11 protein-coding genes are annotated in these 13,349 nt (G+C 65.8%); 6 read left to right on the forward strand and 5 right to left on the reverse strand.

Annotated elements, in window-relative coordinates:
- Positions 1-373: 373 nt before the first annotated feature.
- Both ACSQ3S_RS00385 and ACSQ3S_RS00390 read left to right on the forward strand, forming a co-directional pair.
- On the forward strand, positions 374-1,093 hold the full coding sequence (locus ACSQ3S_RS00385) for a class I SAM-dependent methyltransferase (protein WP_436141281.1): 720 nt from the start codon (positions 374-376) through the stop codon (positions 1,091-1,093).
- On the forward strand, positions 1,093-2,043 hold the full coding sequence (locus ACSQ3S_RS00390) for a retroviral-like aspartic protease family protein (protein WP_176653456.1): 951 nt from the start codon (positions 1,093-1,095) through the stop codon (positions 2,041-2,043). Before ACSQ3S_RS00385 ends, ACSQ3S_RS00390 begins: the two co-directional genes overlap by 1 nt.
- Here the strand turns inward: ACSQ3S_RS00390 and ACSQ3S_RS00395 are convergent.
- Positions 2,016-2,411: a hypothetical protein gene (locus ACSQ3S_RS00395; protein WP_353401443.1), complete on the reverse strand. Its 396-nt coding sequence runs from the start codon at positions 2,409-2,411 to the stop codon at positions 2,016-2,018. The genes ACSQ3S_RS00390 and ACSQ3S_RS00395 overlap by 28 nt on opposite strands.
- A 14-nt stretch (positions 2,412-2,425) precedes the next feature.
- Positions 2,426-3,400: a GlxA family transcriptional regulator gene (locus ACSQ3S_RS00400; protein WP_436141282.1), complete on the reverse strand. Its 975-nt coding sequence runs from the start codon at positions 3,398-3,400 to the stop codon at positions 2,426-2,428.
- A gap of 80 nt (positions 3,401-3,480) precedes the next feature.
- On the opposite strand from ACSQ3S_RS00400, the gene ACSQ3S_RS00405 reads away from it, so the two are divergent.
- Positions 3,481-4,083 (forward strand): DJ-1/PfpI family protein, encoded by a 603-nt coding sequence (locus tag ACSQ3S_RS00405; RefSeq protein ID WP_436141283.1) that lies wholly within the window; start codon positions 3,481-3,483, stop codon positions 4,081-4,083.
- Positions 4,080-4,391, forward strand: a complete 312-nt coding sequence (locus tag ACSQ3S_RS00410; protein ID WP_413447707.1) for a cupin — start codon at positions 4,080-4,082, stop codon at positions 4,389-4,391. Before ACSQ3S_RS00405 ends, ACSQ3S_RS00410 begins: the two co-directional genes overlap by 4 nt.
- 204 nt (positions 4,392-4,595) lie before the next feature.
- On the opposite strand, the gene ACSQ3S_RS00415 is transcribed toward ACSQ3S_RS00410, so the two are convergent.
- Complete coding sequence (locus ACSQ3S_RS00415; protein WP_436141284.1) at positions 4,596-5,879, reverse strand: cytochrome-c peroxidase; 1,284 nt, start codon at positions 5,877-5,879, stop codon at positions 4,596-4,598.
- A 138-nt stretch (positions 5,880-6,017) separates the two neighbouring features.
- On the opposite strand from ACSQ3S_RS00415, the gene acpA reads away from it, so the two are divergent.
- The gene (gene acpA / locus ACSQ3S_RS00420; protein ID WP_436141285.1) at positions 6,018-8,144 is read left to right on the forward strand and encodes an acid phosphatase; all 2,127 of its coding nucleotides are present in this window, start codon (positions 6,018-6,020) and stop codon (positions 8,142-8,144) included.
- Positions 8,145-8,224: 80 nt separating this feature from the next.
- Here acpA and ACSQ3S_RS00425 read toward each other — a convergent pair whose 3' ends face one another.
- Positions 8,225-9,568, reverse strand: a complete 1,344-nt coding sequence (locus ACSQ3S_RS00425) for a sensor histidine kinase (protein ID WP_218087897.1) — start codon at positions 9,566-9,568, stop codon at positions 8,225-8,227.
- Positions 9,569-9,593: 25 nt separating this feature from the next.
- Complete coding sequence (locus ACSQ3S_RS00430; RefSeq protein WP_413447711.1) at positions 9,594-10,238, reverse strand: response regulator; 645 nt, start codon at positions 10,236-10,238, stop codon at positions 9,594-9,596.
- Positions 10,239-10,459: 221 nt separating this feature from the next.
- Here ACSQ3S_RS00430 and ACSQ3S_RS00435 point away from each other — a divergent pair, with 221 nt between their 5' ends.
- Entirely contained in the window at positions 10,460-13,309 is a 2,850-nt protein-coding gene (locus tag ACSQ3S_RS00435; RefSeq protein ID WP_436141286.1) for a TonB-dependent receptor, read from the forward strand.
- The last annotated feature ends 40 nt before the right edge of the window (positions 13,310-13,349 follow it).

The raw sequence follows: 13,349 nt of genomic DNA on the forward strand, positions 1-13,349 counted from the left end.
CGATTATATCTGAGTAGATTTCCCAAAAGAATTTATTTCAACCGCTGTCTCTCTCTCGCAACCTGCTATAGGAGAATGTTTATTTATTAAAAAAGTTACCTAAAAAAACAGTTCGTCAGGAAACTTTCATGTCGATAGTGCCATTTTCCCGGCAGAAAAATATATCCATACGGACATTTTGCCCTTGCCGTGTGACAAGCAGATGACTGAACAGAGGGGTTAAGCAATGTCAATTTGATATATCCGGTGCATAATCCGGATCTCGCCTGCACAGCTAAGGCGGGAAAAGCCGGTTCACCCACCTACGGAGACTTTCACAATGAAACTGTTGCCTAGAAGCCGCACCCTTGAATTACTTTGCCTGAGCAGCACCATGGCCCTGCTACTGGCCGCCGGCCACGCCGGTGCCGCCGGCCAGGCGCCGCTGGCCGCCGCCGCCGTGGCCGATGCCGGCCGCCCGGACGCCGACAAGGCGCGCGACGCCGACCGCAGGCCGGCCGAGATGCTGGCCTTCGCCAAGGTCCAGCCGGGCCAGGTCGTGGTCGATTACTTTGCCGGCCGCGGCTACTTCACCCGCCTGTTCAGCACGGCGGTCGGCCCGAAGGGTTCGGTGTACGCGATCGCGCCGCAGGTGCTGGTGGACCGCCTGAAGGGCAAGCCGCTGCCGCCGCCCGTGTCGGCCGAACCGGGCCGCGCCAACGTGCATGAAGCGATCAGCGCCGCCTCGCTCAACGTGCCGGTCAAGGCCGACCTGGTGTGGACCTCGCAGAACTATCACGACATTCACATCTGGAGCGGCGCCGCCGGCACGGCCGAGCTGAACAAGGCCGTGTTCGAGGCGCTGAAACCGGGCGGCTACTATATAGTGCTGGACCATTCGGCCCAGCCCGGCCTGGACGATGCCGGCATGGCCAAGCTGCACCGCATCGACGAGGCGCTGGTCAAGAAGGAAGTGCTGGCCGCCGGCTTCGTGCTGGACGCCGAATCGCAGGTGCTGCGCAACCCGGCCGACGACCGCTCGGCCCAGGTGTTTGAAACCGGCATCCGCGCCCACACCGACCAGTTCATCCTGCGCTTCCGCAAGCCGAACTGATGATGGCCCCCATCCTGCAACGCATGCTGGGGGCCGGCATGTTGCTGGCCGCCGCCCAGGCCCACGCCGATTGCCGCTTTACCGAACTGGCCGCGCTCGACCTGAATATCTACGAGGCGGCCGGCACGCCCTTCATCGATGGCCAGATCAACGGCAAGACGGTGCACATGCTGATCGACACCGGCGCCCACAAAACGCAGCTGACGCGCGCCGAGATGGACCGCCAGCAGCAGCCGCTGACCCGCACGCTGAACCGCGTGCGCGGCATCGGCGGCGACACGGCGCAGTTCGCGGCGCAGCCGGAGGAAGTGATCATCGGCCCGGCGCGCGTGGCCAAGACCTGGTTCCCGGTGGTCGATGGCCTCGACTACCCCGGCTACGGCGGTCTGGTCGGCGCCGACTACCTGCTGCAGGCCGACCTGGAAATCGCGCTGGCCGGCAAGCAGCTCAAGTTCTTCCGCAACGACGGCTGCGGCGGCGACAGGTCGCTGGCCTACTGGGACACGCAGGCGCTGGACGTGCCGCTGGAGCTGGCCGACAAGCACTCCGCCGCCTATGTGCAAGTCCAACTCAACGGCCGCAAGATCCGCGCGCTGATCGACACCGGCGCCGCCCATTCGCTGGTCGACCTGCAGACGGCGGACAAACTGGGTATCAAGCCGGGCGGCGCCGGCGTGAGCGAAGGCGGCGCGGTGACCGGCATCAGCGGCAAGGACACGCCCAAGTGGAACGCCACCTTCGACAGCTTCACGATCGGCGAAGAAAACATCGGCAAGCCGCGCCTGGCCATCGCCGACGTCAACAACCTGCAGCAGTTCGGCGTCAAGAACATCGAGATGATACTGGGCCGCGATTTCCTGCGCGCCCACCGCGTGCTGATCTCGACCAGCCAGGAACGCTTCTACTACAGCTACCTGGGCGGTCAGGTCTTCTCGACGACTTCCCGGTAGCGCCACACCAGCACGGCGGCGGTGGCCGCCAGCAGCGCCAGGGCCACCATGTTGACGATGAACACGCCGCCGTGGAAGCGCATCACCAGGCCGATGCTGACGCCGGCCTTGACCGCGAAGTGCCAGCCGCCGTCGAAGGGATAGTAGCTGAACAGCTGCAGCGCGTAATACGCCACGCCGGCCCACAGGCCCAGCTTCCAGCGCTTGAGCGACAGCACGGCGCCGAGGAAGCCCAGCATCGCCGCGCTGTACAGCAGCGGCAGCGCCGACGCCTCCTGCGACTCGCCCAGCAGGCCGAGGCTGACACCGAGCGCCAGCGCGCTGTTGAGCAGCAGCACGCGCGCCACCCATTTTTCAAATTCCCGCATTCGATCTTCCCGATTCAGCCAAAGCGCGCCTGGTATTCGCTGGGCACCACGCCCAGCTGCGCGGCAAACGCGCGCCGCAGATTGTACTCGCTGCCGAAGCCGCTCTGGCTGGCCGCGCGCTTGACCGTCATGCCGGGCCGCTCCAGCAAGCCGCACGCCGCCTCCATGCGCAAGCGCAGCAGCAGCTGCGCCGGCGAGACGCCAGCCTCGCGCTGCAGCCGGCGGTGCAGCGTGCGCACCGACAGCGCGAACGCCGCCGCCATCTGCTCGACGTCGATCTGCCGCTTCAGGCGCGGACGCAGCCAGCCGGTCAGCTGGCCATGCAAGCCTTGCGGATCGGCCTGCGCCAGCAGCTCGGAGCTGAACTGGCGCTGGCCGCCGGGCCGCTTGTAGAACACCACCAACCGCTTGGCCGTGCCCAGCGCGGCGGCGCGGCCGCAGTCCTCCTCCACCAGGCTCAGCGCCAGGTCCATGCCGGCGGCGATGCCGGCCGACGTGTAGACCGGCCCGTCCTTGATGTAGATGGCGTCGTCCTGCACCTCGATGGCCGGGTATTGCGCCTGCAGCCGGGCCGCGTCGAGCCAATGGGTGACGGCGCGGCGGCCGTCCAGCAGGCCGGCCCGCGCCAGCACGAAGGCACCGGTGCACACCGAGCAGCAGCGCGCGACCTCGCCGGCGGCGCGCCGCACCCAGCTTATCGCGGCCGGCGCCAGCACGGCGCCGTCGCCATCGAGGCCGCGGCCGCCGGCGACGATCAGGGTGGCGCCGGCCAGGCTGCGGCGCGGCAACGGCTCTGCCAGCACGCTGACGCCGGAAGACGACGTCACCGGCCCGCCGCCCGGCGCGGTCATGCGGATGCGATAGGGCTCCGGCTGACCGGCGTCGCGCGCCTCGTCGTTCGCGGTGGAGAACACTTGCGCGGGGCCGGTGGCGTCCAGCAGCAGGAAGCCGGGGAACACCAGCAGCCAGATGTCGATAGGTTTGGTCATGTGGCAGATATTCCACTATCGATGTCATTTATGTCAATGCGTTTGGCGGCAAGATGGCCTCATCGACAAAGGAGATCCACATGACACGCACCATAGGCATCTACGTCTTCAACGACGTTGAAGTACTCGATTTCGCCGGACCGTACGAAGTGTTCACCTGTGCCACGCGCGTGGCCGCCAAGCTGGCGCCGGGCACCGAGGCGCCGTTCCGCGTGCGCACCATCGGCCAGCGCTCCGCCATGCTGCGCGCGCGCGCCGGCCTCGCCGTGCAGCCCGAATCTGATTTCGACAGCGCCGGCAGGATCGACGTGCTGATCGTCCCCGGCGGCGTGGTGACGGCGGAGCAGGCCAAGCCCGAAGTCATCGCATGGATCGCCGGCATGGCGCGCGACTGCGAACTGGTGGCCTCGGTCTGCACTGGCGCTTTCCTGCTGGCGCAGGCGGGGCTGCTGGACGGCCAGCAAGCCACCACGCATTGGGAAGATATCGACGACCTGCGCGCCGCCTTCCCACGCGTGGAAATCCCGGCCGGCCACCGCTGGATAGACAACGGCCGCATCGTCACCTCCGGCGGCATCTCGGCCGGCATGGACATGTCGCTGCACCTGGTCGAACGGCTGGCTGGCCGCGAACTGGCCGCGCGCACCGCGCTGCAGATGGAATACGACTGGAACAAAGCATGAAGATAGTACGCAGCAGGGACTACACCGCCGATCGAGCCTGGGGCGCCACCCCGATCGCCGCGATGCGGGATGCCACTGTGCGCCTGCACTGGACCGACCAGCCCTACGGCTGGCACGTCAACGACGGTGAAGAGGTGTTTGCCGTGATGGATGGCGAAGTGGACATGCACTACCGCGTGGACGGCATCGAGCACGTCGTCCACCTGCGAGCGGGCGACATTTTCCACGCCGGCGAAGGCGACGCCCATTCGGCGCATCCGCGCGGCACGGCGCGCATCCTGGTCATTGAGCGCGCCGGCAGCGTGTGAATCAGCCCAGCTCCGGGGTCAGATCCTAATGCCGTTAAGTTAAGGCGATATCGCTCATCGTCATTCCCGCGAAAGCGGGAATCCATGCAGCGAGTCCGGGGCAAACTCAGTATGGGTTCCCGCTTTCGCGGGAACGACGCGCCTTAACTTAACGGCATTAGGGTCAGATCCGACATTCGGACACGAGCTGGACGCTAAGCCGCTCTACTGCTGGGTCCGTGTCCGAACGTCGGATCTGACCCCGGAGTAGCCGTCGGTCAGCGTTTTGAGGAAAACCACCACGTCGGCGATCTCCTGGTCGGTCAGCGCCGGCTTGCTGCCGGGCTTGCCGCCGAACGGGGCTTCGACGTTGACGTTGTCGTCCATGCCGCGCGGCTGGTCGTCGAACTTGTGGATGCTGCCGTCCGGATTGCGCGGATACCACTTCTGCGGCACCGTGTCGCGCTGCACGTAGAAGCGCACCACCTGCTCCAGGCTGTCGAAGCTGCCGTTGTGGAAGTAGACCTTGCGCAGGGCCACGTTGCGCAGCGACGGCGTCTTGAAGCGGCCGCAGTATTCGGGATGGTCGCGCAGGTCGGTGCGGTCCGGGCCGCACAGGCCGAGGTCGAAATACTTCGGATCGGCGTTGACCGCCAGCTTGCCGCTGCGCGGCACGCCGAGGTTGACCAACCCGTAATCGGTGAACTGCGGGAAGGCGCCGCCCTGCGAGATGCGGCTGATGTGGCAGGATGCGCAATTGCCCTTGGCCTCGTCGTTGAACAAGGCCAGCCCGCGCGCTTCCTGTGGCGTCAGCGTGACCTGCTTGCGCAGGAAGGCGTCGTACTTGCTGGTGTACGGATAGAAATCCGCCGGGCTTTCCTGGAACACTTCCAGCGCCATCAAGGCCGCGCGCATCGCCGCGTCGTCGTGGTCGAAGATGTCGTCGCCGAAGGTCTTGCGGAACTGCGCCGCCAGCGGACCGTTGCGCAGTTTGGCCACCACCGCCGCATCGTCCTTGTTGCCCATCTCGCGCGGCGACAGCAGCGGACCACGCGCCTGCTCGTGTGCCGATCCGGCGCGGCCGTCCCAATCGTAGCCGCCGGTAGGACCTGCGTCGGTGCTGTCGTCGCCATCGTCGTCGTGATAGTGCTCGGTGAACGGCGGCACCGTCTGCAGGTACTTCAGCGACGGCGCGGCGCGCGTGCCCTGCGTGGCGCCATCGCCGCCGCCCAGCTGCGCCGACAGCCGGTTGGCCGGGCTGTAGCCGTTGTCCGGGTTGTGGCAGCTGGCGCAGCTGATGCGGCCGGATGCCGACAGCGTCGGCTCGTGGAACATCGCGCGGCCCATCGCCGTCAGTTCCGGCACCGGCGGCTGGCGTTTCATCGGCGCATAGGCGGCGGCCGGCTTGGCGGCCGGTTTGGCGACAGGAGCGGAGGCGGACGCGGGCGGCGTCTCGCCATGGCAGGCGCTGAGCAGCGCGGCGATCAGGGCAATATAAATCTGTTTCATGCCGCAAGCCTAGCAACATGAAATGACCGCTGAATGACACAAAGCCAAAGATACAAAACGATACACACCATTTCATCGTCCTGAAATATTTGATGCCTAGCATGACCCGCTTTGACACCCCACCCACAAGGCAAGAAGATGAAACTCAATCCGATGCGGCCCCTCCCCCTCATGCTCATGTCGATCGGCCTGGGCGCCGGCCTGATCGCCTGCGGCAGCTCGTCCGACGGCGTCCCGACGCTGAGCGGCCAGGTGGTCGGCAGCTACTATGAAAACGCCGTGGTCTGCCTGGAAAGCACCAGCGCCAAGCTGACCTGCGACAGCGGCTCCTCGTCCGTGCGCACCGGCGCCGACGGCAAGTTCGCCATCACCGGCGCCAGCACCGGCGCGCTGCTGGTCACCGTCGGCACCGACGCCATCCGCCACGACGCCGTCGGCGACGCCGGCACCAAGGTCACGCAGAAACTGGTGTTGCGCGCGCCGAACGGCCACACCGGCTTTGTCGACGCCATCACCACCGAACTGGTCGCCATGATGGACGCCAACGGCGGCGACTTCGCCGCCGCCAGCAGCAAGCTGGCCGCCAAGCTGGGCGTGTCCGAAGCGAACCTGGTGGCCGATATCAACGCCGTCAGCGGCGACGACCAGGCCAAGCTGAAGGCCGAGAACGCCAGCGTCACCAACGTCATCGCCGCCGCCAGCACGCTGAGCGCGCCGGCCGACATCGCCGCCACGCTGACCTCCGGCCTGGCGCTGAACAACATCAAGAACATCGTCGTCATCTACGCCGAGAACCGCGGCTTCGACAACCTGTACGGCCTGTTCCCTGGCGCCAACGGCGTGCCGGGCGTGAACCCGACCTCGACCAGCGCCTACGTGGCGCAGAAGGACTTCGACGGCAGCGCGCTGCCGGTGCTGCCGCCGACCTGGGGCGGCATGGCCGCCGCCGGCCAGAGCGTCGTGATCACGCAGGCGCAATCGGCCAACCTGCCAAACAAGCCGTTCCAGATCGACGACGCCAACAGCCCGCTGTACATGGCGCAATCGGTCATCACGCGCGATCTGGTGCACCGCTTCTACAACAACCAGATGCAGATCAACGGCGGCGCCAACGACAAGTTCGCGGCCTACAGCGATGCCGGCGGCCTCACCATGGGCTACTACGACGGCAGCAAGATGAAGATGTGGGACATCGCCAAGCAATACGCGCTGGCCGACAACATGTTCATCGGCGCCTTCGGCGGTTCCTTCCTGACCCACCAGTACCTGATCTGCGCCTGCGCGCCGCAATACCCGAACGCCGACACCTCGGTGGCCAAGGGATCGATCGCCAAGATCGACGTCGACTCCAACGGCAACTTCGTGCGCCTGACGCCGGCCGCCAACGCCCCGGCCAGCGTGTTGAACGGCGCACCGGCCTACGCCAACGACGGCGCCATCACGCCGGCCGACTCGACCGGCATGTTCTACGCGGTCAATACCATGCAGCCGCCGTTCCAGCCAAGCAGCAACAGCTTCGCCGCCGACGACAGCACCCACTTGTACGCGGACACCAGCAAGGCCACCACGCTGCCGCCGCAGACGCAGAAGAACATCGGCGACCTGTTGACCGGCAAGAACGTCGACTGGGCCTGGTACGCCGGCGCCTGGAAGGACACGACGGCCGCCACCACCGGCACCACGCGCGGCGCGATCACCAATCCGCCCAACTTCCAGTTCCACCACCAGCCGTTCAACTACTTCGCCAACATGGATCCGGTGAAGAACGCGGCCTACCGCGCGGCGCACCTGAAGGATTACGACACCCAGTTCGTGGCGGATGTGACCAACGGCACCTTGCCGCCGGTGGCGTTCTACAAGCCGCAGGGTAACCTGAACCAGCACGCCGGCTACGCTTCGGTGGCCGACGGCGATGCCCACATCGCCGACGTCATCGCCAAGCTGAAAAAGAGCCCGCAGTGGAAGAACATGCTGGTGATCGTCACCTACGACGAGAACGGCGGCTTCTACGACCACGCCAGTCCACCGAAGGGCGACAAGTGGGGCCCGGGCACCCGCGTGCCGACGATCATCGTGTCGCCGTACGTGAAGAAGGGCGTCGACCATACGCAATATGACTCGGCCTCGATCCTGCGCGCCATCACCCGCCGCTTCGGCCTGCCGGTACTGGACGGCCTGGTCACGCGTGACAAGGCGCTGGCCGCCAACGGCGCCAAGCCGATGGGCGACTTCAGCTCCGCCCTGGCGCTGACTCCGCAAGAGTAAGTAAAACCCCGGGGTCAGATCTGACATTCGGACACGAGTTCTGCCGTAAAGGCCGTTACGGCAGAGCTCGTGTCCGAATGTCAGATCTGACCCCGGATTTCGAAGTCGACGGTGACGGTGAGTCCTTTGCCGTCATCGCCGGCGGCGAGCGTGATGGTGCCTTCGTTGCGCTCCGCCGCCCGCTCGGCGATCGCCAGTCCAAGGCCGCTGCCGGATTGCTCCTGTCCCGGCACGCGGTAGAAACGTTCAAACACTTTCCGATGCAGGGCCGGCGCAATGCCGGGCCCCTGGTCGGCGATGGTCAGGCGGTAGCCCTGCTCCAGCGCCGCCAGCCGCACATGGATCTTGCCCGACTCCGGCGAATACTTGATCGCGTTGCTGATCAAATTGTCCAGCAGCGCCGCCATGCTCTCGACATGCATCGCCATGGCGCACGACGCTTCCGACTGAAACTCGATATCGATGCCGCGCTGCACAGCCAGCGGCGCCGCCGACGCCAGCCGGCTGCGCACGAAGCCGCACAAATCCGTCTGCGGCAGGGGCTCGGCGCCCGGCTCGGCGCGCGCCCGTTCGAACGCGAGCAACTGGTGCACCATGTGCGTGGCCCGCGCTACGCCGTCGCGCAAGCCCTGGCCCGCTTCGGCGCTGCGCTCCGGGCTCTCGGCCGCGCTGCGGCTCAGCAGCAGATGGGCGTTGATCTGGATCGCCGCCAGCGGCGTCTTCAACTCGTGCGCGGCGTCGGTCAGGAATTCGTGTTCGCGCTCGATGCGCTGGCTCAGCCGCGTCATCAGCCGGTTGATCGCCATCACCAGCGGCGACAGCTCGCGGTAGTCGGAATCCGGCAGCGCCGTCAGGTCCGACACCGAACGCGCCTCGATCTCATCGGCGATCGAGCGCAAGGGCCTGAGTCCGATACCGACGATCAGCCATGCCGGCAGCAGCAGCAAGGGCAGGCTGAAGATTGTCGACGACAGCAGGAAGCTGACGCCGGAAAAACTCAGCATCCATTCATCGTCCACCTCATGGCTGCGCTCGACCACCAGCCCATGCGTCGCATCGCGCTCGACGGCGCTGACCCAGGCGTTGGCGTGGCGGGCAGCGGCACTGCCTGGCGCCGGCAGCACCTCCGGCAGATCCGGCAGCGAGTTGTAGAGCAGTGCGCCGTCCTTCCACACCTTCAGCCGCACGCGCGAGTGGTAATCCAGCTCGCGGAACATCTCCTTGCGCACCGACTCCAGCATGGCCGCCGCGCGCCGCATGCGCTCCGGCTGGTCGGCGATCTCCATCAGATGCAGCAACAGCTCGCGCGTGTGCGCGGCGTTCTCGCTGGCGGTGCGGTTGCGCTGCGTGGCCTTGGCCTCGAACGCCACATAGGTGAACCCGGCCAGCGCCACCAGCGCAATCACGCCGGAAAAACCCAGCATCAATCGCCGGAACAGCGACGACTGCTTATCCACGCTGCACCATGTAGCCGACGCCGCGCACCGTGCGGATCACGCGGTCGCCGACCTTCTTGCGCAGATTGGAGATGTGCACATCCAGCGTCTGCCCCACGCTGTACGGCAAGCCCTGTTCCAATTCGGCGCGCGTCAAAACGCGGCCGGACTGCTTCATCAAGGTCAGCAGCAGCGCGAACTCGGTGCGTGACAACGACACCGCCGCGCCGGCGCGCGTGACCAGCATGCGGCTCTCGTCGAGCACCAACTCGCCCAAGGTCCACAGCGATTCGCCGCCGTCGACGTTGCCGTTCGCGCGGCGCACGATGGCGCGCAACCGTACCAGCAGCTCGGGAATCTCGAACGGTTTGATCAGGTAATCGTCGGCGCCGGTGTTGAAGCCGTTGAGCCGGTCCTCCAGGCTGTCGCGCGCCGTCATGATCAGCACCGGCAGCGACAGGCCCTGCGCCCGCATGTCGCGCAGCAGCGCGTTGCCGTCGCCGTCGGGCAGGCCGAGGTCGAGCAGCACGGCGTCGAACGGCTCGGACTGCAGCCGGGCGATCGCGCCCTCCGCCATCCGCACCCAGATTACCGCGTGTCCCTCGTCCTGGAACACCGACAGCAGCGCCCGGCCTATGGCCAGGTCGTCTTCGATCATTAATATTTTCATGCTGAAAGTGTAGCGCGCTTTGTAGCTAAATTACGTGCAGCGTAGACAAAACACCACATCAGGCCCCGACAAGGCAATGCGCGACAAATCAGGCACTTGGCGGCCAATCTTCAGGCTTCCTTTATTTTCCGGACAGCGCGTGATTGACCCTATTTTCCTTCCGCTACAACATCCGTCCTGCAACCACAATAATTTTTAGGGACACTTTTATGACCACCAAAACAGTACAGGGGCGCTTCCGGCTGCACCCGATGGCGGCGGCCTGCGCCTTGATGATGTTCGGCCTGGCCCATGCGCAGCAGGCCGACACCACCTCCGACGACGCCAAGGCCAAGGCGGAAGCGAAGAAGAAGACCGACGCCGAGATGACCGTCGTCACCGTGGCCGGCATCCGCCGCGGCATCGAGGAAGCGATCTCGATCAAGAAAAACTCCAGCTCCATCGTCGAGGCGATTTCCGCCGAGGACATCGGCAAGCTGCCCGATAACACCGTGGCCGAGTCGATCTCGCGCCTGAGCGGCGTGACCACGCAGCGCAACAAGGTCAATGGCAAGGCCACCGACGTCAGCGTGCGCGGCCTGTCGCCGAGCTTCAACGGCTCGCTGCTGAACGGCCGCGAGCAGGCGTCCACCAGCGATGCCCGCAGCCCGGAATTCGACCTGTTCCCGTCCGAGCTGACCGGCTCCGTGCTGGTGTACAAGACCCCGGACGCCAGCCTGATGGGCCAGGGCCTGGCCTCGACCATCGACCTGCGCACCCTGCGTCCGCTGGACTTCGGCAAGCGCGTGCTGGCCGCCAGCGCGAAAAAGGAACGCATCGGCGTCGATTCCGGCTCGGACCTGGGCTCTGGCCACCGCGCCACCCTCACCTATGTCGACCAGTTCGCCAACCGCACCATCGGCCTGTCGCTGGGCCTGACCAAGTTCAAGGAAGACAACGGCGGCGAACTGAAATTCGACAGCTGGGGCGGCTGGGCGCCGACATTGGACTACAACGGCGCGCAGGTGGCGGTGCCGGGCGGCTTCCTGGCCGAGATCTCGCGCCGCAAGAGCGACCGCGATGGCGCCTCGCTGACCTTGCAGTACAAGCCTAACCAGAACTTCAAATCCACCGTCGACGTGTTTTATTCGCGCGGCGACGAAAGCACCAAGAAGACCGGCATCGAAGGCGCGGTGGCATTCGGCACCGGCCCCTACGATCCGAACGGCGTGCTGACCAACGCCGTGGTCTCGAACGGCATCGCCAGCAGCGGCACCATCAGCAACTACAAGGCCGACGTCCGCAACCACCTGTATTCGAACGAGGATAGACTGGCGTCCTTCGGCTGGAACAATGAGCTGAAGCTGGACGACAAGTGGCGCGTCGAGACCGACCTGTCGCATTCGCACGGCGTGAAGAACATCTCGAACTACGAGACCACGGCAGGCCAGCCGGGCAACACGCCGGCCAGCCAGCTCGGTTCGATCTCGTTCAGCGGCTTCAACGGCACCAACTTCGCCGACGTCAAATACAAGACCAGCCTCGATTACTCGGACCGCAAGGTCGCGCTGCTGACCGACGTGGACGGCTGGGGCGGCGGACCGAACTCGCCGCAGGCCGGCTACGTCAGCCTGCCGAACATCGACGACACCGTCAACAGCGTGCGCCTGACCGCGCACCGCGAGCTGGAATGGGGTCCGCTGGCGTCGGCCACCTTCGGCATCAACTACACCAAGCGCGACAAGTCGCGCACCGGCCAGGAGGGACGCCTGTCGATCAAGGGCGGCGACGGCTACGCCAGCGCCGCCATGCCGGGCACCGATGTGGCGCCGGCCGGCGCCTCGGGCCTGATGGTCGCGTCCTTCGACCCGACCGGCACGCTGGGCACCATCTATGACCTGAACCGCTGGGTCGACGCCACCGTGCTGTCTCGCGACTGGTCGGTCGGCGAGAAGGTGGCCACCGCATATGCGATGGCGGACCTGGACGGCACGCTGATGTCGCTGCCGTACACCGGCAACTTCGGCCTGCAGGTGGTCAACACCAAGCAGCAGGCCTCGGGCAACCAGGTGGATCTGGCGCGCTGCACCGGCATCACCTTCGACACCTGTCCGTACAGCGTGCGCACCGGTGGCGCCAGCTACACCAACGTCCTGCCGAGCATGAACGTGGCGTTCGACCTTGGCGGCGAACAGAAGCTGCGCCTTGGCGCCGGCAAGCAGATCTCGCGCGCCAACCTGGACAACATGAAGGCCAGCCTGGACTTCGCGGTGCAGAACGCCACCTCGGTGGCGCCGGCGCTGACCGGCTTCGCCGGCAATCCGGAGTTGAAGCCCTACCAGGCCCGGTCGCTGGACCTGTCTTACGAGAAGTACTTCGGCAAGAAGGGCTACATCAGCGTGGCGAGCTTCTTCAAAAAGCTGGACAACTACATCATCAACGCGCCGGAGCTGTTCGACTTCAAGCCCTACACCAGCGCCAACACGCCGCTGCCGACGACCGGTCCGTACGCGGGTTCGACCGTGGGCTTCCTGACCAAGCCGCAGAACGGTTCGGGCGGCAATATGCACGGCTATGAAGTGGCGGTCAACGTGCCGTTCTCGCTGGTCACGCCGTGGCTGGACGGCTTCGGCGTGGCCGCCAACTACTCGTTCACCGACAGCTCGGTGAAGCTGCCGACCAGCGGCTTCGTCTCGCCGCAGAACGGCCCGGTGTTCAAGGACAGCGTGTCCGAGATCGGCCTGCCGGGCCTGTCGAAGAACGTCAGCAGCCTGCGGCTCTACTACGAAAACAACGGCGTGCAGCTGGCATGGGCGGCGCACCGCCGCTCCAGCTTCGTCGGCCAGATCCTCGACTATCGCAGCGATTCGCAGTTCACCTTCATCAAGGGCGAAACCATCGTCGACCTGCAAGCCTCGTACGAGTTCCAGAGCGGCTGGTTGAAGGGCGTATCGGTCTTCCTGCAGGGCCATAACTGGACCAACACGCCGTTTCGCGAGTACGCGTCCGATCCGAACCTGATCACCAACACGGTGGTCTACGGCCGGACCTACACGGCAGGCGTCAACGTCAAGTTCTAAGCTCCGTTTTGCGCCGGATTCCGATCCCTCACCGGAATCC

Origin of the sequence: Duganella sp. LjRoot269 (assembly GCF_964254095.1) — a bacterium.
Taxonomy (GTDB): Bacteria; Pseudomonadota; Gammaproteobacteria; order Burkholderiales; family Burkholderiaceae_D; genus Rugamonas; species Rugamonas hordei.